This window comes from Streptococcus mitis, from assembly GCF_003942765.1.
GTDB classification, from domain to species: Bacteria; Bacillota; Bacilli; order Lactobacillales; family Streptococcaceae; genus Streptococcus; species Streptococcus mitis_BE.
On record NZ_RJNW01000003.1, the window covers coordinates 50,733 to 73,400 of the forward strand.

17 protein-coding genes and 1 pseudogene are annotated in these 22,668 nt (G+C 40.8%); 15 read left to right on the plus strand and 3 right to left on the minus strand.

The genetic code is table 11. The features are described from left to right. Positions 1 to 21 precede the first annotated feature (21 nt). Both pabB and D8849_RS10540 read left to right on the plus strand, forming a co-directional pair. Positions 22 to 1,743 (plus strand): aminodeoxychorismate synthase component I, encoded by a 1,722-nt coding sequence (pabB, locus tag D8849_RS05515; RefSeq protein ID WP_125386448.1) that lies wholly within the window; start codon positions 22 to 24, stop codon positions 1,741 to 1,743. Between the two features lie 90 nt (positions 1,744 to 1,833). Beyond that, entirely contained in the window at positions 1,834 to 3,309 is a 1,476-nt protein-coding gene (locus D8849_RS10540; RefSeq protein WP_419991696.1) for an Ltp family lipoprotein, read from the plus strand. Between the two features lie 233 nt (positions 3,310 to 3,542). Here the strand turns inward: D8849_RS10540 and D8849_RS05530 are convergent. Then, positions 3,543 to 3,689 (minus strand): annotated as a pseudogene (locus D8849_RS05530) (helix-turn-helix domain-containing protein); the annotation flags it as partial. 165 nt (positions 3,690 to 3,854) lie between these two features. On the opposite strand from D8849_RS05530, the gene D8849_RS05535 reads away from it, so the two are divergent. The 4 genes from D8849_RS05535 to D8849_RS05550 all read left to right on the plus strand — a co-directional run bounded on the left by D8849_RS05535 (position 3,855) and on the right by D8849_RS05550 (position 7,779). After that, a complete protein-coding gene (locus D8849_RS05535) occupies positions 3,855 to 5,279 on the plus strand; it encodes an Ltp family lipoprotein (protein ID WP_125386449.1) in 1,425 nt (474 codons plus the stop codon). A 114-nt stretch (positions 5,280 to 5,393) separates the two neighbouring features. Continuing rightward, entirely contained in the window at positions 5,394 to 6,353 is a 960-nt protein-coding gene (locus tag D8849_RS05540) for an ROK family glucokinase (RefSeq protein WP_125386450.1), read from the plus strand. Positions 6,354 to 6,452: 99 nt separating this feature from the next. Beyond that, positions 6,453 to 6,887 (plus strand): HD domain-containing protein, encoded by a 435-nt coding sequence (locus tag D8849_RS05545; RefSeq protein WP_125386451.1) that lies wholly within the window; start codon positions 6,453 to 6,455, stop codon positions 6,885 to 6,887. Positions 6,888 to 6,939: 52 nt separating this feature from the next. Continuing rightward, positions 6,940 to 7,779: a thymidylate synthase gene (locus tag D8849_RS05550; RefSeq protein ID WP_125386452.1), complete on the plus strand. Its 840-nt coding sequence runs from the start codon at positions 6,940 to 6,942 to the stop codon at positions 7,777 to 7,779. A gap of 50 nt (positions 7,780 to 7,829) precedes the next feature. On the opposite strand, the gene D8849_RS05555 is transcribed toward D8849_RS05550, so the two are convergent. After that, on the minus strand, positions 7,830 to 8,000 hold the full coding sequence (locus tag D8849_RS05555) for a DUF3042 family protein (RefSeq protein WP_001051780.1): 171 nt from the start codon (positions 7,998 to 8,000) through the stop codon (positions 7,830 to 7,832). Positions 8,001 to 8,120: 120 nt separating this feature from the next. On the opposite strand from D8849_RS05555, the gene miaA reads away from it, so the two are divergent. The 6 genes from miaA (at position 8,121) to D8849_RS05585 (ending at position 20,286) form a co-directional block, all read left to right on the plus strand. Then, positions 8,121 to 9,005, plus strand: a complete 885-nt coding sequence (gene miaA, locus D8849_RS05560) for a tRNA (adenosine(37)-N6)-dimethylallyltransferase MiaA (RefSeq protein ID WP_125386453.1) — start codon at positions 8,121 to 8,123, stop codon at positions 9,003 to 9,005. Next, positions 8,998 to 10,236: a GTPase HflX gene (gene hflX, locus D8849_RS05565; protein WP_125386454.1), complete on the plus strand. Its 1,239-nt coding sequence runs from the start codon at positions 8,998 to 9,000 to the stop codon at positions 10,234 to 10,236. The genes miaA and hflX overlap by 8 nt, the downstream gene beginning before the upstream one ends. Continuing rightward, on the plus strand, positions 10,229 to 10,852 hold the full coding sequence (locus D8849_RS05570) for a cystathionine beta-lyase (protein WP_125386455.1): 624 nt from the start codon (positions 10,229 to 10,231) through the stop codon (positions 10,850 to 10,852). Before hflX ends, D8849_RS05570 begins: the two co-directional genes overlap by 8 nt. 14 nt (positions 10,853 to 10,866) lie before the next feature. Beyond that, positions 10,867 to 11,796: a ribonuclease Z gene (gene rnz / locus D8849_RS05575; RefSeq protein WP_125386456.1), complete on the plus strand. Its 930-nt coding sequence runs from the start codon at positions 10,867 to 10,869 to the stop codon at positions 11,794 to 11,796. 20 nt (positions 11,797 to 11,816) lie between these two features. Then, on the plus strand, positions 11,817 to 12,572 hold the full coding sequence (locus D8849_RS05580; RefSeq protein WP_125386457.1) for an SDR family NAD(P)-dependent oxidoreductase: 756 nt from the start codon (positions 11,817 to 11,819) through the stop codon (positions 12,570 to 12,572). Positions 12,573 to 12,816: 244 nt separating this feature from the next. After that, positions 12,817 to 20,286 carry a glycoside hydrolase family 2 protein gene (locus D8849_RS05585; RefSeq protein WP_125386458.1) on the plus strand — a complete coding sequence of 2,490 codons (7,470 nt, stop codon included), beginning with the start codon at positions 12,817 to 12,819 and terminating at the stop codon, positions 20,284 to 20,286. A 179-nt stretch (positions 20,287 to 20,465) separates the two neighbouring features. On the opposite strand, the gene D8849_RS05590 is transcribed toward D8849_RS05585, so the two are convergent. Continuing rightward, entirely contained in the window at positions 20,466 to 20,825 is a 360-nt protein-coding gene (locus D8849_RS05590) for a DUF3397 family protein (protein WP_004269933.1), read from the minus strand. 91 nt (positions 20,826 to 20,916) lie between these two features. On the opposite strand from D8849_RS05590, the gene mnmL reads away from it, so the two are divergent. The 3 genes from mnmL to D8849_RS05605 are packed head-to-tail and all read left to right on the plus strand — an operon-like array spanning position 20,917 to position 22,661. Further along, the gene (gene mnmL, locus D8849_RS05595) at positions 20,917 to 21,873 is read left to right on the plus strand and encodes a tRNA modification radical SAM protein MnmL/YtqA (RefSeq protein WP_125386459.1); all 957 of its coding nucleotides are present in this window, start codon (positions 20,917 to 20,919) and stop codon (positions 21,871 to 21,873) included. Next, the gene (gene mnmM, locus D8849_RS05600; RefSeq protein ID WP_185756216.1) at positions 21,857 to 22,414 is read left to right on the plus strand and encodes a tRNA 5-(aminomethyl)-2-thiouridylate-methyltransferase MnmM; all 558 of its coding nucleotides are present in this window, start codon (positions 21,857 to 21,859) and stop codon (positions 22,412 to 22,414) included. Before mnmL ends, mnmM begins: the two co-directional genes overlap by 17 nt. Next, the gene (locus D8849_RS05605; protein WP_000361085.1) at positions 22,407 to 22,661 is read left to right on the plus strand and encodes a hypothetical protein; all 255 of its coding nucleotides are present in this window, start codon (positions 22,407 to 22,409) and stop codon (positions 22,659 to 22,661) included. Before mnmM ends, D8849_RS05605 begins: the two co-directional genes overlap by 8 nt. Positions 22,662 to 22,668 lie beyond the last annotated feature (7 nt).

Below are 22,668 nucleotides of genomic sequence, written 5' to 3' on the forward strand. Positions count from 1 at the left end.
AATTTGTGCTATACTTAAGGTATGCATAGAAAAACAGTGATTGATTTTAGGGATTTGGGGGAGAGATACACCTTTACCCAGCCTATCAAAGAGTTAAAAACGAGAGATTTAGCAGAAGTGGCAGATTTGCTGGCACAAGTGGAAAGCTACCAAGAGCAAGGCTATTATGTGGTGGGTTATGTCAGCTATGAGGCTGCACCTGCTTTTGAAGAGAAATTAGCAGTTCACAAGGCTCCCTTACTGGGAGAGTACCTACTATATTTTACAGTTCACGATAGGGTAGAAACATCCCCTATTCCTCTGACTTATGAAGAGGTTGATTTGCCTTCAAATTGGCAGGAAGTAACGTCTGCTGCAGAATATGAAAAAGCGATTGCCCAGATTCACCATCATTTACGCCAGGGTGACACCTATCAGGTCAACTATACCGTCCAACTCAAGCAGGATTTAAGTGCCAATCCTTTTGCCATCTACAATCGTATGGTGGTAGAGCAGGAGGCAGGCTACAATGCCTATGTGGAACACGATGAGATGGCAGTGATTTCCATGAGTCCAGAACTCTTTTTTGAGCAAAATGGCCGTGAGTTGACTACGCGACCAATGAAGGGAACGACTCAGCGTGGAGTGACTGATCAAGAAGATCTTGAACAGGCTAGTTGGTTGGAGCAGGATCCTAAAAATCGCTCTGAAAATATGATGATTGTGGACCTCTTGCGCAATGACATGAACCGTATTTCTGAGGTGGGGAGTGAGCACGTGGAACGTCTTTGTCAGGTAGAACAGTATTCGACAGTTTGGCAGATGACGTCTACCATCAAGAGTCGGTTGCGAGAGGATGTTGACCTTGTTGAAATCTTCCGTTCTCTCTTTCCTTGTGGATCCATAACGGGAGCTCCCAAAATTGCGACTATGGAGATCATAAAGGACTTGGAGCCACAACCGCGCGGAGTCTACTGTGGAACGATTGGTCTCTTGCTTCCAAATGGGCGCCGAATTTTCAATGTCGCTATTCGGACCATTCAACTGCATCAAGAAAAAGCCATCTATGGAGTGGGTGGTGGCATTACTTGGGATAGCACTTGGGAATCTGAATACCTCGAGGTTCATCAAAAGGCAGCTGTTCTCTATCGTAAACAAGCCCGTTTTCAGCTGATTACTACTGGAAAAATTAGCCAGAAATGCTTGCTGTTTGAGAATCAACATATAGCAAGGCTGAGAAAAGCTAGTCGGTATTTTGCCTTTCCATTTGATTCAGAAAACTTGAAACAAAAGATAGAGGTGGAGTGTCAAGTTTGTGATGCTAATCAAGATTATCGTCTACGAATCAGTCTCAACAAGTCTGGAGAGATTGAACTCAGTCGCCAAGTATTAACACCTCTTAGTCCGAGCTTCTGCCGGGCTCAACTTTGCCTGCAGGAAATGGATTTGAATCAAGCTTTTACCTACTTCAAAACAAGCCACCGACCTCACTTGAGCCTAGGGGAACAAGAGAAGATTTACCACAATAAGTCTGGAGAACTTCTTGAAACCTCTATAGGAAATTTGGTTTTGAAAATCGATGAGAAACTCTACACACCGCCTATCCGACTGGGAATCTTACCAGGAATTTACCGTCAGCACTTGCTGGAAACAGGACAGGTAGAAGAGAAAGTCTTGACTTTAAAAGACTTGGCCCGAGCAGAAGCTATTTACGGCTGTAATACAGTGAGAGGCTTGTATGAGTTGCAAGTGATAGGATTATGAGTTTTATCTATTAATAGCTTTTAGTATATATTAATACGTATTTGTGTTATAATGTAACCGTAAACAATCAAAATTTAAAGGAGATTTTTGATGATGAAGTCAAAAACAGTTTTAGTGACAAGCTTAGCAGTTGCAACATTAGGTTTGGTCTCTCTGGTAGATACAAAAGGAGTTCTACCTTTTTCAGCGCAAACGGTGCATGCTGATAGAATTATTGCAGTTGGGAATGTCGACCATAAAGTTGATTTAAGTTTGGTAGGATATGATAACAACAATGGTGTTTCTATCAAATTTTCAACTGATAGTATTAATCCAAATTTTGTTGATAACGATGAGTATAAGCAAGATTATATTGTTGTAAGAACGAGACTTGTTAATGCTAAAACAGGAGAAGTTTTAATAGACAGTACTGGTGCAAGTGTTAGATTGAGATCCTATGATTTAACAAGGAGTGAGACCTATTCTTTTTCAAATTACTTTGGAACCATTCCTGATGGAGACTATAAATTTGAAGCATATGAAGCTACCTTTTATATCGATCCTCAGACAAAACTTCGTCATAGATACAGAGGTGAATCGCCTGTCTTTAGACTCAAAGATGAAAAATTTGCTGGTCTAGTATCTTCAACACCAAAACAAGAAAAACCAACACCTACAGTTCAATCTGGTTGGGTAGGTTCATCCTATTATCAAAATGGTAAAAAAGTCACTAGCAAGTGGATTTTTGATAAAAAATATAATTCCTACTTCTATCTAAATGCATCAGGAAATTATGTTCAAAACGCTTGGGTAGGTAACTATTACCTTAAATCAGGCGGATACATGGCTAAAAGTGAGTGGATTTATGATAAGAACTATGGTTCATACTACTATCTAACATCAGAAGGTAGCTACGCTCGTAATACTTGGGTAGGCAATTACTATCTTAAATCAAACGGTAAGATGGCTAAAAGTGAATGGGTTTACGATAAAAACTATGGTTCTTATTATTATATTACCGCTGACGGAAGTTATGCCTATAGTAAATGGGTAGGTAAATACTACCTTAAAGGTAATGGTAAGATGGCTAAGAATGAGTGGATTTATGATAAGAACTATGCTTCGTACTACTATTTGACAGCAGAAGGAAGTTACGCTCGTAATACTTGGGTGGGGAACTATTATCTTAAATCAAACGGTAAGATGGCTAAAAGTGAATGGGTTGATGGAGGTCGTTACTATGTAGGAGCTAATGGATTATGGGAAACCCAATCATCAACCAATAGTGAATATTCTGCTGCTTTAGAAAAGGCAAAGAGTTATAACTCGTGGGCAAATATGTCTAAAAAACGCTTATATAAGCAATTAACTTCAAAACATGGAGAAAAATTTCAAAGTGATGCTGCACAATATGCCATCGATCATTTGAATGCAGATTATAAATCAAACGCCTTAGCTAAAGCAAAGAAATTTCGAAAATGGTTTAAGGAATCGAAGTCAGCAATTTATAAGCAACTAGTTTCGCCTTATGGTGAAGAATTTACAGAAGAAGAAGCTAATTATGCAATTCAACATCTTGACGACTAATTATTTAAAATAACTATTTTAACACCAATTATCAAGTCAAGTTCAACAAAGTTGTTCCTCTGATTAAGAGAGTATCTTTCAAGCTGTTTGAGTGAGCTCAAACAGCTTTTTTGCGAACTATAGCCAAGTTCAAAATAGAAGGTTCTCCTATTGTCTTTCCACCCAGGATAGAATGGATTTTCCAATTTCAAAAAGGGGGTGGAGTTTATAGGTGTGAACAAAGGCATCTATGCTATGTCCCGTTGGTTTCTCCCAAGTCTATGAGCAATTTCAGCCGGTTTGAGTCCTACGTTTAAATAAGCTTCAATTTCTACTCGCTCATCTTCAGATAAGTGCTTGTATGATTGATTTGTGGTAGGATAATTAGTGGACATGCTCATCTTCCTTTATACTGTTTTTCGCAACTCTAGTATATCAGATGAGCATGTCTTTTGTGTTGCACTTCATTTTAAAATAGGGCTTTCATAAATAGTTATTATTTGAATGTAAAAAAAATTAAGTATATGATATACTATAAGTGTAAATCATAAGAAAAGGAGATTTTTATGAGAAAATCAAAAAAAATTTTGGTTACAAGTTTAGCAGCAACTACACTTGCACTTGTTTCTCTTTCAGATACAATGGGGATGTTGCCTTTCTCATCTCAGAAAGTATCTGCTCAAGAAAAGGCTGCGTCTAAAAATGGTAATATTGTAAAAGAGAATACAAAACCCGCACCAAAACCTGCGCCGAAGCCAGTACCAAAACCCGCACCAAAACCCGCGCCGAAGCCGGCACCAAAACCGACTGAAAAACCTAAAGAAACAACTCCTCAACAGGATAAATCAAAATCTAAAGTTCAGTCTGGCTGGGTAGGGTCTTCGTACTATGAAAATGGTGCTAAAGTTACTAATAAGTGGATTTTTGATAAAAAGGTTAACGCCTACTTCTATTTAAATGCATCGGGAAATTATGTCCAAAATGCCTGGGTCGGTAATTATTATCTAAAATCAAATGGTAAGATGGCCAAGAACGAATGGATTTATGATAAGAAATACTCTGCACATTATTATTTAACAGCAGAAGGTAGCTATGCTCGTAACACCTGGGTCGGTAATTACTATCTCAAATCAGACGGGAAGAGAGCTAAAAATGAATGGCTTTATGATACGAAATCGAGTTCATATTTTTATCTAACATCAGAAGGAAGTTTTGCTCGTAACACTTGGGTAGGAAATTACTACCTCAAATTAGATGGAAAGATGGCCAAGAATGAATGGATTTATGATAAAAACTACGCTTCATACTATTATCTAACAGGAGAAGGAAGTTATGCCCGCAATAAATGGGTAGGCAATTACTATCTAAAATCAAATGGTAAGATGGCCAAAAATGAATGGGTAGATGGTGGTCGTTATTATGTTGATTCTGACGGAAAGATGGTTAAAAGTAATTGGATTTATGATAAAAACTATGGTTCCTATTATTATCTAACATCAGAAGGCAGCTACGCTCGCAACAAATGGGTAGAAAGTTATTATCTCAAATCGGATGGAAAGATAGCCAAGAATGAATGGGTAGATGGCGGCCGTTATTATGTTGAATCAGACGGTAAAATGGCTAAGGACAAATGGGTAGATGGTGGTCGTTATTATGTAGGAAACGATGGCGTGTGGCAACCAAAACCAGCAAACGGAAATCAATATGTAGCAGCTTTAAAGAAAGCACAAGGTTATAATAGGACTCATTTGTCAAAAAAAAGAATTTATGAGATGTTAATTTTTGAAGGTTTTAATAGTGACATTGCACAATATGCTATCAATCATTTGCAAGCAGATTATAAGGCGAATGCCTTAGCTAAAGCAAGGGATTATAGAAAATATAATAAAATATCGAAATTGGAAATACATAGATGGCTAGTTTCGCCTTATGGTGGAGAATTTACAGAAGAAGAAGCTAATTATGCAATTCAAAAACTAGGGGATAAATAGTTATTAATTATTAGATGTAACTTTTTCATGCAAAGCTTTGCACAAATCTAACGATTTTGTTATACTATATCTGTAAGCATTTTCAATTACTACACAATGAAAAAGGAGAATATGATGAGTCAAAAGATTATTGGGATTGACCTTGGTGGAACTTCTATCAAATTTGCAATCTTGACAACAGCAGGAGAAATCCAAGAAAAATGGTCTATCAAGACTAACATTTTGGATGAGGGAAGTCATATTATAGACGATATGATCGAGTCTATTCAACATCGTTTGGACTTGCTTGGATTGGCAGCAGCTGACTTCCAAGGTATTGGAATGGGGTCACCAGGTGTGGTTGACCGTGAAAAAGGAACTGTTATTGGTGCCTACAACTTGAACTGGAAAACCCTTCAACCAATTAAAGAGAAAATTGAAAAAGCCTTGGGCATTCCATTCTTTATCGATAACGATGCTAACGTGGCTGCTCTTGGTGAGCGTTGGATGGGTGCTGGTGATAACCAACCAGATGTTGTCTTTATGACACTTGGTACTGGTGTTGGTGGCGGTATCGTCGCAGAAGGCAAATTGCTTCACGGTGTTGCTGGTGCAGCAGGTGAGCTTGGCCACATCACTGTTGATTTTGACCAACCAATCGCATGTACTTGTGGTAAGAAAGGTTGCCTTGAGACAGTCGCTTCAGCAACAGGGATTGTCAACTTGACTCGTCGTTATGCGGATGAATACGAAGGCGATGCAGCCTTGAAACGCTTGATTGATAACGGAGAAGAAGTAACTGCTAAGACTGTCTTTGACCTTGCAAAAGAAGGAGACGACCTTGCTTTGATTGTTTACCGTAACTTCTCACGTTACTTGGGAATCGCTTGTGCCAACATCGGTTCAATCCTCAACCCATCAACAATCGTCATCGGTGGTGGTGTGTCAGCTGCAGGGGAATTCCTTCTACAAGGTGTTCAAAAGGTTTACGACGAAAATACCTTCCCACAAGTACGCACAACAACAAAATTGGCTCTTGCAACTCTAGGAAATGACGCTGGAGTTATTGGAGCAGCATCACTTGTATTGCAATAAAATAAAAATGGCAGAGCTTGGTGATTCATCAGGCTCTTTTTCAAGATCATAATTGTACATATAACTCTTAACTTTTTGATTTTAGAAAGGAGATTTTAAATGAATGAGTCAGAACAATCCATGTTTGAATTGGCTTTGTCCATTGCAAAAAAAGCACATGAGGGACAATATGATAAGGCTGGAGTAGTTTATATCAAACACCCTCTTTTTGTAGCAAGTCTGGTCGATACGCAAGAAGAAAAGGCAGTCGCTCTATTGCACGATGTTCTTGAAGATAGCCCTTATACAGCAGAAGAACTAATATTGGCTGGTTTACCAGAGGCTGTTGTTACTGCAGTGCAGGTACTTACCAAGAAAAAGGGACAAGATTATCAACAATATTTGGAACTTGTTAAATCGAATCCTATAGCACGTTGTGTCAAATTAGCAGATTTGAAACATAATTCAGATTTATCTAGACTAGCTACAATTACTGAAAAGGATCTGGAACGATTTGAAAAATACAAGAAAGCTATTAATTATCTGAGCATGTAGAAAAGCTTTTTTTATGCTATACTAGTTAGGACAATAAATGAGGTGAGAGTAAATGACAAAAGCAGATACAATTTTTAAAGAGAATATTGAACGAATCCTCAAAGATGGTGTCTTTTCTGAACAGGCCCGTCCCAAGTACAAGGATGGGACAGTTGCCAACTCCAAGTATGTAACTGGTGCCTTTGCCGAGTATGACTTGGCAAAGGGGGAATTCCCCATCACAACCTTGCGTCCTATTGCCATCAAATCCGCAATCAAGGAAGTGCTCTGGATTTACCAAGACCAGTCAAATAGCCTAGACGTGCTTAATGACAAGTACAATGTTCACTACTGGAATGACTGGGAAGTGGGAGATACGGGAACTATTGGTGAGCGTTACGGGGCGGTCGTTAAGAAACACGACATCATCAATAAGCTTCTCAAGCAGTTGGAAGTCAACCCTTGGAACCGCCGCAATATTATCTCTCTCTGGGATTATCAAGCTTTTGAGGAGACAGATGGGCTGCTCCCCTGCGCCTTTCAGACCATGTTTGATGTCCGCCGTGTAGATGGAGAAATCTATCTGGATGCGACCTTGACCCAGCGTTCTAACGACATGCTAGTGGCCCACCATATCAACGCTATGCAGTACGTGGCTCTTCAAATGATGATTGCCAAGCATTTTGGCTGGAAGGTTGGGAAGTTCTTCTACTTTATCAACAACCTCCATATCTATGATAATCAATTTGAACAAGCAGAGGAATTGCTTCGTCGTGAGCCGTCAAACTGCCAACCATGCTTGGTTTTAAATGTTCCTGATGGGACTAGTTTCTTTGATATCAAAGCAGAAGATTTTGAGTTGGTGGATTATGACCCTGTCAAGCCACAGTTGAAGTTTGACCTAGCTATTTAAAAGAATAGAAAAAAGAAGTTGAGACAATAAATCCCAACTTCTTTTGTTTCTTAACGTGATACGCGGCGACGAGCTGCTTTTTTACGGTTTTCTTCGATGAAAGCTGCTTTTTGCTCTTCTGGTTCGATTACTTTCTTTTTAAATGCGTATACTGCACCTGCGACTGCAGCGACAGTTCCTGCGACACCTGTTACAAGACCTTTAGCGAATCCTTTAGCCATGAGTCTTCCTCCTTTATCTTCTTAATCAGCCAGCCCCCTTAAGAGGTCACATTTTTCTGACTGACCTTTTTGTGTTATAATAATAGTAACGAAAAAATGGGAATTTTTCAAGGAAAAAAGATGAAAACAAAAATAATTGTGATTGTTGGACCGACTGCAGTTGGAAAGACAGCTCTTGCTATTGAAGTAGCCAAGCGTTTTAATGGCGAAGTGGTTAGTGGAGATAGCCAGCAAGTCTATCGAGGACTTGATATTGGGACGGCCAAGGCTAGCCCAGAGGAGCAAGCGGCTGTTCCCCATCATTTGATTGATGTTAGAGAGGTAACCGAGTCTTACTCGGCTTTTGATTTTGTTTCAGAAGCTAAGCTGGCTATTGAGGATATTGACAGCCGTGGCGAGCTTGCCATTATCGCTGGTGGAACAGGACTTTACATACAGAGTCTACTAGAAGGATATCATCTTGGTGGAGAGACTCCCCATGAAGAGATTTTGACCTATCGAGCTAGCTTGGAGCCCTATACAGATGAGGAGTTAGCCCATCTGGTAGAGCAAGCAGGTCTTGAAATTCCCCAGTTTAATCGTCGTCGTGCTATGCGTGCCTTGGAAATTGCCCATTTTGGTCAGGATTTGGAAAATCAAGAGACCTTGTATGAACCACTGATTATCTGCTTGGATGATGAACGCAGTCAATTATATGAACGTATCAATCACCGCGTGGACTTGATGTTTGAGGCTGGGCTTTTGGATGAGGCCAAGCGGTTGTTTGACCACTATCCAGATGTGCAGGCTGCTAAAGGAATTGGCTATAAGGAACTCTTTCCGTATTTCCGTGGAGAGCAGACCTTGGAGGAAGCCAGTGAGAGTCTCAAACAGGCGACCCGCCGTTTTGCCAAGCGTCAGTTGACCTGGTTCCGTAATCGCATGCAGGTCACCTTTTATCAGATTGGAGAAGCTGGTGTAAAAGACCGCATTTTAAGCCAGATAGAGGAGTTTTTAGATGATTGAAACGGAGAAAAAAGAGGAGCGGGTCCTGCTCATTGGTGTGGAATTGCAGGGCATGGACAATTTTGATCTCTCTATGGAAGAATTGGCCAGTCTAGCCAAGACAGCTGGGGCAGTCGTTGTAGATAGCTACAGACAAAAACGTGAAAAATATGATTCCAAGACCTTCGTCGGCTCTGGTAAGTTAGAAGAGATTGCGCTTATGGTAGATGCAGAAGAAATTACCACTGTCATCGTCAATAACCGCTTGACTCCACGGCAGAATGTCAATCTAGAGGAAGTTCTGGGTGTCAAGGTCATTGACCGTATGCAGTTGATTTTGGATATCTTTGCCATGCGGGCTCGAAGCCATGAAGGAAAGCTCCAAGTTCACCTAGCTCAGCTCAAATATCTCTTGCCTCGCTTGGTTGGTCAGGGAATTATGCTCAGTCGTCAGGCAGGGGGAATTGGTTCCCGTGGACCTGGTGAAAGCCAGTTGGAGCTGAACCGTCGTAGCGTTCGCAATCAGATCACAGATATCGAGCGTCAGCTTAAAGTCGTTGAGAAAAATAGGGCGACAGTCAGAGAAAAACGTTTGGAGTCAAGCACCTTTAAGATTGGTTTGATTGGTTATACCAATGCTGGGAAGTCAACTATCATGAACACTTTGACCAGTAAGACACAGTATGAAGCAGACGAGCTTTTTGCAACTCTAGATGCGACGACTAAGAGTATCCATCTGGGAGGCAATCTCCAAGTAACTTTGACAGATACCGTTGGATTTATCCAAGATTTGCCGACAGAGTTGGTGTCTAGTTTCAAGTCAACCTTGGAAGAAAGCAAGCATGTGGACCTTCTGGTTCATGTTATCGATGCCAGCAATCCTTACCATGAGGAGCATGAAAAAACAGTCCTTTCCATTATGAAAGACTTGGACATGGAGGACATTCCTCGCCTGACCCTTTATAATAAAGCGGATTTGGTCGAAGATTTTACGCCGACCCAAACTCCTTATGCCCTCATTTCTGCCAAGTCTGAGGATAGTCGCGAGAACTTGCAGGCTTTGTTTTTAGAGAAAATCAAGGATATTTTTGAATCTTTTACCCTGCGCGTGCCTTTTTCAAAGTCCTACAAGATTCATGATTTAGAAAGTGTTGCGATTCTGGAAGAACGTGATTATCTGGAGGACTGCGAAGTGATTACAGGCTACATTTCTGAGAAAAACAAATGGAGGTTAGAAGAATTTTATGACTGATATCAAAACTTTGGCTCTAAAATATGGAGGCTATACAAGTCTAGACAAGGTCTATCTAGATCAGCTTCTAGCTGGAAAGACAGAGCAGGAGCAGTTGGCACTTATCACACCTCCGCCCAGCGTGCTCAATGCTTACTTTGCAGAACTCTACCAGAAAAAAAGTCCTGAGGCTGCGACGGATTATTTTGCGGAACTCAGTCAGGAACTGAATCTTTACAATACTGAGCCAAGTTTCACTGAAGAAAGCAAACCCTTTATTCGTCTTAACCTATCTGGAAAATCCTTTGGTTTTTGTTATGAGAGTGAGGGTCTGGGTCGAATTTTCTCTGAAAATAAAGAGGTTATTTCAGATGACTTGCTCTTTGAAATTGCGCAAATTTTCCCCCATCAACTGGTCTTTGAAGAGTCTGGCAAGATTTACATGAAGCCTGTCGGAGATGAGGAAGTTGTCAGCGTGGAGAATCTAACAGATTTGACTGATTTGGAAAGCTTGGCTGATGGTCGCAAACGTCTTAAAGGTTACAGCCAAGAGGAGTTATTACAAGAAGTTACAGCTTTTTCTGGTAAGCGCTATTTCCGATCGGAAAACCGCACAGCCATGTTATATTTTGATTAATTAGAAAGTATCGAATGGATATTCAATTTTTAGGAACGGGGGCTGGTCAGCCCTCTAAAGCCCGCAACGTTTCAAGTCTGGCCCTCAAACTCTTGGATGAGATAAATGAAGTCTGGCTTTTTGACTGTGGGGAAGGAACGCAAAATCGCATTCTTGAAACCACAATTAGACCACGTAAGGTCAGCAAAATTTTTATCACTCATCTGCATGGAGACCACATTTTTGGCTTACCAGGTTTCCTTTCTAGTCGAGCCTTTCAGGCCAATGAAGAGCAGACAGATTTGGAAATCTATGGACCGCAAGGAATCAAGTCATTTGTCTTAACCAGTCTTCGTGTGTCAGGTTCTCGTCTGCCCTACCGCATTCATTTCCATGAGTTTGACCAAGATTCCCTTGGGAAAATCCTTGAGACAGATAAATTCATTGTGTATGCAGAGGAGTTGGACCACACTATTTTCTGTGTTGGTTATCGTGTCATGCAAAAGGACCTAGAAGGAACGCTGGATGCTGAAAAACTCAAGGCAGCTGGTGTCCCATTTGGCCCACTTTTTGGAAAAATCAAAAACGGTCAGGACGTTGTTTTAGAAGATGGAACTGAAATCAAGGCAGCAGACTATATCTCAGCGCCACGTCCAGGTAAGATTATTACCATTCTTGGTGACACCCGAAAAACCAATGCTAGTGTGCGTCTGGCTGTCAATGCCGATGTCCTAGTCCATGAATCGACTTATGGCAAGGGTGATGAAAAAATTGCTCGTAACCATGGCCACTCTACTAACATGCAAGCTGCACAAGTAGCGGTAGAAGCAGGAGCCAAACGCCTCTTGCTCAACCATATCAGTGCTCGTTTCCTCTCAAAAGATATCAGCAAGCTCAAGAAAGATGCGGCTAGTGTTTTTGAAAATGTCCATGTCGTCAAAGACTTGGAAGAAGTGGAAATCTAAAAGATTGAGAAAGGATAAGTATGCCTACTATTCTCATTACCGGAGCTAGCGGTGGCCTAGCCCAAGAAATGGTTAAACTCTTGCAAAATGACCAACTCATCTTGCTTGGTAGAAATAAGGAAAAATTAGCCCAACTCTATGGAAACCATCCACAAGCAGAATTGGTTGAAATCGATATTACCGATGACTCAGCCTTAGAAACTCTGCTAGCAGACCTCTATCTCCGCTATGGCAAGATTGATGTCTTGATTAATAACGCTGGTTATGGGATTTTGGAGGAATTTGACCAGATTTCTGACCAAGATATTCACCAGATGTTCGAGGTCAATACCTTTGCCCTAATGAATCTGTCTCGTCGCCTTGCGGCTCGAATGAAGGAAAGTCGAAAAGGCCATATCATCAATATTGTTAGCATGGCAGGTTTGATCGCTACTGGTAAGTCTAGTCTCTACTCTGCTACCAAGTTTGCGGCCATTGGTTTTTCAAATGCCTTACGCCTCGAACTTATGCCATATGGAGTCTATGTGACAACAGTCAATCCAGGACCAATCCGAACAGGATTTTTCGACCAAGCCGACCCAGATGGCACCTATCTCAAGTCGGTTGAACGCTTCCTATTGAAACCAGATGCAGTGGCTAAAAAGATTGTCAAGATTATAGGAAAAAACAAACGAGAACTTAATCTTCCTGTTTTGTTGAACCTAGCCCATAAGTTTTATACTCTCTTTCCAAAGCTAGCTGATAAGCTGGCAGGGGAAACTTTTAATTATAAATAGAAGAAGTTCCTTTTAAAGGGACTTTTTTACTTCTTTTAATTTAAAGGTTAATAAGTGTTTTTTCTTTTAAAACTACATTCAGTTTTTTAATTCTTCTACAAATTTTAGAAAAAACTATCAAAAATATTATTTTATATGCTAAAGTATTGAAAATACCTATATTATTTAATAAAATAAGGGTAAAAGACTATTAAAAGTTATGCGCTTACACAAAAATGAAAGCGATTACTAAAAGGAGGATTTTATGGAAAAAAGCCATTGGAATCGTAAAAGAGTCTATAGCATTCGTAAGTTTGCTGTGGGAGCTTGCTCAGTAATGATTGGGACTTGTGCAGTTCTATTAGGTGGAAATATAGCTGGAGAATCTGTAGTTTATGCGGATGAAGCACCTATTACTCATACTGCTGAGAAATCTAAAGAGGAAAAACCGATAGTAGAAGAAAAGGTTGATCAAGCTTTGGAAACTAAAAATGTAGTTGAAAGTACAGCACAAACACAACCTAGTGCCACTGAGGCTATTGCATCTGAGAAGAAAGAAGATGAAGCCGTAACTCCAAAAGAGGAAAAAGTGTCTGCTAAACCGGAAGAAAAAGCTCCAAAGATAGAATCTCAAGCTTCAAGTCAAGAAAAACCGCTCAAGGAAGATGTTAAAGCTGTGACAAATGAAGAAGTCAATCAAATGATTGAAGACAGAAAAGTGAATTTTAACCAAAATTGGCACTTTAAACTCAATGCGAATTCTAAAGAAGCCATTAAACCGGATGCAGATGTATCTACGTGGAAAAAATTAGATTTACCGCATGACTGGAGTATCTTTAATGATTTCGATCATGAATCTCCTGCACAAAATGAAGGTGGACAGCTTAACGGTGGGGAAGCTTGGTATCGCAAGACTTTCAAACTAGATGAAAAAGATCTCAAGAAAAATGTTCGCCTCACTTTTGATGGCGTCTACATGGATTCTCAAGTTTATGTCAATGGTCAGTTAGTAGGTCATTACCCAAATGGTTATAATCAATTTTCATATGATATCACTAACTATTTGAACAAAGATGGACGTGAGAATGTAATTGCTGTTCATGCAGTCAACAAACAGCCAAGTAGCCGTTGGTATTCAGGTAGCGGTATTTACCGTGATGTGACTTTACAAGTGACAGATAAGGTGCATGTTGAGAAAAATGGGACAACCATCTTAACGCCAAAACTTGAACAACAGCAACACGGCAAGGTTGAAACTCATGTGACTAGTAAAATTGTCAATACGGACGACAAAGACCATCAACTTGTAGCAGAATATCAAATCGTTGAACGAGGTGGTCAGGCTGTGACAAGTCTAGTACGTACAGAGAGCCGTACCTTGAAAGCACATGAAGTAACTAGTCTTGATGCGATTTTAGAAGTTGAAAGACCAAAACTCTGGACAGTTTTAAATGACAAACCGGCCTTGTACGAATTAGTTACACGTGTTTACCGGGACGGTCAATTAGTTGATGCTAAGAAAGATCTGTTTGGTTACCGATATTATAACTGGACTCCAAATGAGGGCTTCTCTTTGAATGGTGAACGCATTAAATTCCATGGAGTTTCCTTGCACCATGACCACGGAGCGCTTGGAGCAGAAGAAAACTACAAGGCTGAGTACCGTAGACTGAAACAGATGAAGGAAATGGGAGTGAATTCGATTCGTACGACTCACAACCCAGCAAGTCCTCAGACTTTACAGATTGCAGCTGAACTTGGCTTACTTGTTCAAGAAGAGGCCTTTGATACTTGGTATGGCGGAAAGAAACCTTATGACTATGGACGTTTCTTTGAAAAAGATGCTACCCATCCTGAGGCTAAAAAAGGTGAAAAATGGTCCGACTACGATCTACGTACTATGGTAGAGAGAGACAAAAATAATCCTGCTGTTTTTATGTGGTCAATCGGAAATGAAATCGGTGAAGCAAATGGGGATCCCCATTCTCTAGCGACTGTTAAACGTCTAGTTAAAGTTATCAAGGATGTTGATAAGACTCGTTATGTTACCATGGGAGCAGATAAGTTCCGTTTCGGTAATGGTAGCGGTGGGCATGAAAAAATTGCTGATGAACTCGATGCTGTTGGATTCAACTACTCTGAAGATAATTACAAAGCCCTTAGAGCTAAGCATCCAAAATGGTTGATTTATGGATCAGAAACATCTTCAGCAACGCGTACAAGAGGAAGTTACTTCCACCCAGAGCGTGAGTGGGTACAAAGTAATCAGTCATGGCGTAACTATGAACAGTCAGATTATGGAAATGACCGTGTTGGTTGGGGTAAAACGGCAACTGCTTCATGGACATTTGACCGTGACAATGCTGGCTATGCTGGTCAATTCATTTGGACAGGTACGGACTATATCGGTGAACCAACTCCATGGCACAACCAAAACAACACGCCGGTTAAAAGCTCTTATTTTGGTATCGTAGATACTGCAGGTATTCCAAAAAACGACTTTTATCTTTACCAAAGTCAATGGGTTTCTGCAAAGAAAAAACCAATGGTTCACCTTCTTCCTCACTGGAACTGGGAAAACAAAGAGTTGATAGACAATGTAGCAGACGCGGAAAATAAAATCCCTGTACGTGCTTATTCTAATGCTGCAAGTGTAGAATTGTTCTTGAATGGAAAATCTCTTGGTCTGAAGACTTTCAACAAAAAACAAACTAGCGATGGACGCACTTACCAAGAAGGTGTTAATGCTAATGAACTTTATCTTGAATGGAAAGTTGCTTATCAACCAGGTACCTTGGAAGCAATTGCTCGTGATGAAGCTGGTAAAGAAATTGCACGTGACAAGATTACGACTGCTGGTAAGCCAGCGGCTGTTCGTCTTATCAAGGAAGATCATGCAATCGCAGCAGATGGAAAAGACTTGACATATATCTACTATGAAATTGTTGACAGCCAAGGGAATGTAGTACCAACTGCCAATAATCTGGTTCGCTTCCAATTGCACGGACAAGGCCAACTTGTCGGTGTCGATAACGGGGAACAAGCCAGCCGTGAACGCTATAAGGCGCAAGCAGATGGTTCTTGGATTCGTAAAGCATTTAATGGTAAAGGTGTTGCCATTGTCAAATCAACTGAACAAGCAGGTAAATTCACACTGACAGCCCATTCAGATCTCTTGAAATCTAGTCAAGTAACTGTCTTTACTGGTAAAAAAGAAGGACAAGAGAAGACTGTTTTGGGTACAGAAGTAGCAAGAGTTCGTACATTAATCGGTAAAGAACCAAAAATGCCGAAAACAGTAGGTTTTGTATACAGCGATGGTAGTCGTGAAAAACTTCCAGTAACTTGGTCTCAAGTCGATGTTAGTCAAGCAGGAGTTGTGACTGCTAAAGGTACAGCAAATGGACGTGAGGTAGAGGCTCGTGTCGATGTTCTAGCAATTGCGAAAGAATTACCAACAGTTAAACGTGTTGCTCCAGGAGCAAACTTGAATACTGTAGATAAATATGTGTCAATACTTGTAACCGATGGAAGTGTACAAGAGTACGAAGTAGATAGCTGGGAGATTGCGGAAGCAGATAAAGCCAAACTTTCAGTAGCTGGATCACGTATTCAAATGACTGGTCAGTTAGCTGGAGAAACTATTCATGCAACCCTTGTGGTAGAAGAAGGAAAAGCTGTAGCACCTGTAGTGCCAACTGTTACTGTTGGTGGTGAGGCAGTAACAGGGCTTACTAGTCAACAACCGATGCAATACCGCACTCTTGCTTATGGTGCCCAATTGCCAGAAGTCACAGCAAGTGCTGAAAATGCTGATGTTACAGTTCTTCAAGCAAGCGCAGCAAACGGCATGCGTGCAAGCATCTTTGTTCAGTCTAAAGATGGTGGCCCTCTTCAAACCTATGCAATTCAATTCCTTGAAGAAGCACCGAAAATTGACCACTTGAGCTTACAAGTTGAGCAAGCTGACGGTCTCAAAGAAGACCAAACAGTCAACTTGTCGGTTCGAGCTCACTATCAAGATGGAACGCAAGCTGTATTACCAGCTGATAAGGTGAGCTTCTCTACAAGCGGTGAAGGGGAAGTTGCAGTCCGAAAAGGAATGCTTGAGTTGCATAAACCAGGAGCACTTACTCTGAAAGCTGAATATGAGGGTGCTACAGGTCAAATCAATCTCACTATACAAGCAAATACTGAGAAGAAGATTGCGCAATCCATCCGTCCTGTAAATGTAGTGACAGATTTACACCAAGAACCTACTCTTCCGTCAACAGTAACGGTTGAGTATGACAAAGGTTTCCCTAAAGCTCACAAAGTCACTTGGCAAGCTATTCCGAAAGAAAAACTAGACCACTATCAAAGCTTTGAAGTGTTAGGTAAAGTTGAAGGAACTGACCTGGAAGCGCGTGCTAAAGTATCTGTAGAAGGCATCGTTTCAGTTGAAGAAGTCAGTGTGACAACTCCAATCGCAGAAGCACCACAATTACCAGAAAGCGTTCGTACATATGATTCAAATGGTCACGTTTCATCAGCTAAAGTTGCATGGGATGCGATTCGTCCAGAGCAATACGCTAAGGAAGGTGTCTTTACAGTTAATGGTCGCTTAGAAGGTACTCAATTAACAACTAAACTTCATGTTCGCGTATCTGCTCAAACTGAGCAAGGTGCAAACATTTCTGACCAATGGACCGGTTCAGAATTGCCACTTGCCTTTGCTTCAGATTCAAATCCAACCGACCCTGTTTCAAATGTCAACGATAAATTGATTTCCTTTAATGACCGACCAGCCAATCGTTGGACAAACTGGAATCGTAGTAATCCAGAAGCTTCAGTCGGTGTTCTGTTTGGAGATTCCGGTATCTTGAGCAAACGCTCCGTTGATAATCTAAGTGTCGGATTCCACGAAGACCATGGAGTTGGTGCACCGAAGTCTTATGTGATAGAGTATTATGTTGGTAAGACTGTTCCAACAGCTCCTAAAAACCCTAGCTTTGTAGCCAATGAAGACCATGTATTTAACGATCCTGCAAACTGGAAAGAGGTAAGCAATCTCAAAGCTCCAGAACAACTCAAGGCTGGAGAAATGAACCACTTTAGCTTTGATAAAGTTGAAACCTATGCTGTCCGTATTCGTATGGTGAGAGCAGACAACAAACTTGGAACGTCTATTACAGAAGTACAAATCTTTGCGAAACAAGTTGCGGCAGCCAAACAAGGACAAACAAGAATCCAAGTTGACGGCAAAGACTTAGCAAACTTCAACCCTGATTTGACAGACTACTACCTTGAGTCTGTAGATGGAAAAGTTCCCGCAGTAACAGCAAGTGTCAGCAACAATGGTCTCGCTACCGTCGTTCCAAGCGTTCGTGAAGGTGAGCCAGTTCGTGTCATCGCGAAAGCTGAAAATGGCGACATATTAGGAGAATACCGTCTGCACTTCACTAAGGATAAAGACTTGCTTTCTCGTAAACCAGTTGCTGCGGTTAAACAAGCTCGCTTGTTGCAACTAGGTCAAGCACTTGAATTGCCAACTAAGGTTCCTGTTTACTTCACAGGTAAAGACGGTTACGAAACAAAAGACCTGACAGTTGAATGGGAAGAAGTTCCAGCAGAAAATCTGACAAAAGCAGGTCAATTTACTGTTCGAGGTCGTGTCCTTGGTAGCAATCTTACTGCAGAGTTCACTGTACGAGTGACAGATAAACTTGGTGAGGCTCTTTCAGATAACCCTAACTATGATGAAAACAGTAACCAGGCCTTTGCTTCAGCAACTAATGATATTGACGACAGTTCTCATGACCGTGTAGACTATATCAATGATAGAGATCACTCTGAAAATCGTCGTTGGACAAACTGGTCTGCAAGACCGTCTACCAATCCAGAAGTATCAGCAGGCGTCATCTTCCGTGAAAATGGTAAGATTGTAGAGCGGACTGTTGCGCAAGCCAAACTTCACTTCTTTGCAGATAGTGGTACAGATGCACCATCTAAACTTGTTTTGGAACGTTATATTGGCCCAGACTTTGAAGTGCCGACCTACTATTCAAACTACCAAGCATACGAATCAGGCCATCCATTTAACAATCCAGAAAATTGGGAAGCTGTTCCTTATCGTGTGGATAAAGACATTGCAGCTGGTGATGAAATCAACGTAACATTTAAAGCTGTCAAAGCTAAAGCCATGAGATGGCGTATGGAGCGTAAAGCAGATAAGAGCGGTGTTGCGATGATTGAGATGACCTTCCTTGCACCAAGCGAATTGCCTCAAGAAAGTACTCAATCGAAGATTCTTGTAGATGGAAAAGAACTTGCTGATTTCGCTGAAAATCGTCAAGATTATCAAATTACCTATAAAGGTCAACGTCCAAAAGTCTCAGTTGAAGAAACCAATCAAGTAGCTTCAACAGTTGTAGATAGTGGAGAAGACAGCCTTCCAGTACTTGTTCGCCTCGTTTCAGAAAGTGGAAAACAAGTTAAGGAATACCGTATCCAGTTGACTAAGGAAAAACCAGTTTCTGAGAAGACAGTTGCTGCTGTACAGGAGGAACTTCCAAAACTTGAATTTGTTGAAAACGATTTGGCCTACAAGACAGTTGAGAAAAAAGATTCAACACTTTATCTAGGTGAGACTCGTGTAGAACAAGAAGGAAAAGTTGGTAAGGAACGTATCTTTACAGCAATTAATTCTGATGGAAGTAAGGCAGAAAAACTCCATGAAGTGGTAGAGGCACCGACAGACCGCATCGTCTTGGTTGGAACGAAACCAGGCACCGCCCTTCCAGAAGACGAAGTGAAAAATCTTGTTCTGAATCGCCCAGAACTTGTAATCGAAGAAGAAACCATTGACTTCAAGGTTCAGGAGCGTAAGTCTGATAAGTTGTATCTAGGTGAAACCCGTGTCCTCCAAGAAGGAAAACAAGGCGTCCGTGTTCACTTGATTGAAGTGGAAAATGGAAAACGTCAGCTTAAAGAAACTTACGATAAAGTCGCTGCAGAAGATCGTATCGTGGAAGTTGGAACCAAACCAGGCACCTCTCTTCCAGAAGACGAAGTGAAAAATCTTGTTCTGAATCGCCCAGAGCTTATCTTAGAAGAAGAAACAATCGATTTCAAGGTTCAGGAACGTAAGTCTGATAAGTTGTATCTAGGTGAAACCCGTGTTCTTCAAGAAGGAAAACAAGGAGTCCGTGTTCGCTTGATCGAAGTGGAAAACGGAAAACGCCAACTTAAAGAAACTTATGATAAAGTTGTTGCTCAAGATCGTATCCTAGAAGTTGGAACGCAACCAGGCACCTCTCTTCCAGAAGACGAAGTTAAGAATCTTGTGCTTAACAGACCAGAACTTGTAATTGAAGAAGAAACAATCGATTTCAAAGTTCAGGAACAAAAGAACGATAAACTTCCAGTAGGTCAAACTCGAGTCCTCCAAGAAGGAAGACAAGGAGTCCGTGTTCACTTGATTGAGGTTGAAAATGGTAAGCGAACTGAAAAGGATAGCTATGATAAAGTTATGGCTCAAGATCGCATCGTAGAAGTCGGTACAGCTGGCGAAACAACCAAACCAGTAGCTCAAGAAGCTAAAAAACCAATCGCTTCAAGTGAATCTAGTCAAATTAACAAAGCGCAGTTACCAAATACAGGAAGTGCGGCAAGTCAAGCAGCAGTAGCAACAGGCTTAGCTCTTCTCGGTTTGAGTGCAGGATTAGTAGCCACTAAAGTTAAAAAAGAAGATTAGAAATTTTGATACCTTCTTTATCATTAAAGACTAGCGAGAAGCTCTTGTCTTAGATAGAAGATAAATCCCTTGGAATATAAGTTTCTAAGGGATTTTCTTTGTATAAAATTGTATAGTGTTATTGTCTATCCTATTTTGTAGAGAAAGCAAAAATCCCTAGAAAATGTTTAGGGATTCGATTATTTCATTAAGAACAATTCAACAATCATCTCGATATACATGACAAGGGTTAATAAGAATCCTGCACGCCAGAAAAATTTGATGAATTTAGGATAGTAAAAGCTACGTTTTTTCAAAAGGAAGAAAAAAACGAGAATAATGGCTAGGAGTGAGAGGGCTAGGCCTAGTCTAGGGAGGAAATTATGGGTAAAGGTTTTAGCTGTAATCAAGTAATACTCAAATACCAAGACTGGAAAAGCCAAATCCGCAAAGTTTCGTCCTAGTTTTTTTAATCTAAAAAGTTTGGTTATGATAATGCAGACTACTAAGGTCAGTATCAATAATAAAATAGATGCTAATTTCATTAAAATCATATCCATATTGTATCATAAAAAATCGCTAATGGAAATGAGAAACAGAGGAATTTATAGGAAAGTCAGGCTTTTGAGATTGTGGTTGTTTTTTGTTATAATGAAAGTTATGAAATCTTATAACACCTTGAATGATTATTATCGAAAACTCTTTGGAGAAAAGACCTTTAAAGTCCCTATTGATGCGGGATTTGACTGTCCCAATCGTGATGGAACTGTGGCTCATGGAGGCTGTACTTTTTGTACGGTTTCAGGTTCTGGAGATGCTATCGTAGCACCGGACGCGCCTATCCGTGAGCAATTTTATAAGGAAATTGACTTTATGCACCGTAAGTGGCCTGATGTTCAGAAGTATCTGGTTTATTTTCAAAATTTTACCAACACCCATGAAAAGGTGGAAGTCATCCGAGAGCGCTATGAGCAGGCTATCAATGAGCCAGGTGTAGTAGGAATCAATATTGGAACGCGGCCAGACTGTTTACCAGATGAAACCATTGAATATTTGGCTGAGTTATCGGAACGCATGCATGTGACGGTAGAATTGGGCTTGCAGACCACTTATGAAGCAACCTCTGACCTGATTAACCGCGCCCACTCTTATGAATTATACGTGGAAACGGTCAAGCGTTTGAGAAAGTATCCCAAGATTGAGATTGTTTCCCATCTTATCAATGGCTTGCCTGGTGAAACCCATGATATGATGATTGAAAATGTCCGCCGCTGTGTCACCGATAATGATATTCAAGGAATTAAACTGCATTTACTTCACCTAATGACCAATACACGTATGCAACGAGATTATCACGAAGGACGTTTGCAGTTGATGAGCCAGGACGAATATGTTAAGGTCATCTGTGACCAACTGGAAATCATTCCCAAGCATATCGTCATCCATCGAATCACAGGAGATGCACCTAGGGATATGCTGATTGGTCCTATGTGGAGCCTCAATAAATGGGAAGTCCTCAACAGTATTGAGATGGAGATGCGACGTCGTGGAAGCGTTCAAGGATGCAAGGCTGCAAAACAGGAGTTTGAAAATGAAAAGACCACTTGAGATGGCACATGATTTTTTGGCTGAGGTAGTGACAAAAGAGGATATCGTAGTGGATGCGACTATGGGAAATGGTCATGACACGCTTTTTTTAGCCAAGCTAGCTAAGCAAGTCTATGCCTTTGATATTCAGGAGCAAGCCTTGGAAAAGACGCAAGAGCGTTTGAACCAAGCTGGCCTGACAAATGCCCAGTTAACCTTGCAAGGTCATGAGACACTGGACCAGTTTGTAACAGAAGCCAAGGCAGGGATTTTTAATCTTGGCTATCTGCCGTCAGCTGATAAGTCTGTCATCACCAGACCTCAGACAACGATTGAAGCATTAGAAAAGCTGTGTCATATACTTGTCAAAGGTGGGCGGATTGCCATTATGATCTATTATGGTCATGAAGGAGGCGACCTCGAGAGGGATGCTGTCTTGGATTTTGTTAGTCAGTTGAACCAACAAGAGTACACAGCTGCCATTTACAGAACTTTAAACCAAGTCAACAACCCGCCATTTTTAGTGATGATTGAAAAATTAGAGAGATATAGACATGGATAAACAATACCTACGTGAAAAGCTGGATGCCATGCGCCAGAATTTTGTTGAATCAACCCACCACGAACGAGCAGTAGGTGTGTTAGACCAAGCGCATATGAGCAAAAAAATGCTTAAAATCAAGAAAAAATTAGTTGCTCTTGAAATGGAACGGTGCCAGAGAAAAATTGAGCACAAAGACTGTTCCAAGATTGACCAAAAAATCAAAGAGCAGAAGGAGATATTTGAATCTTGTTGTAAAAAAGATTAAGGAGGAC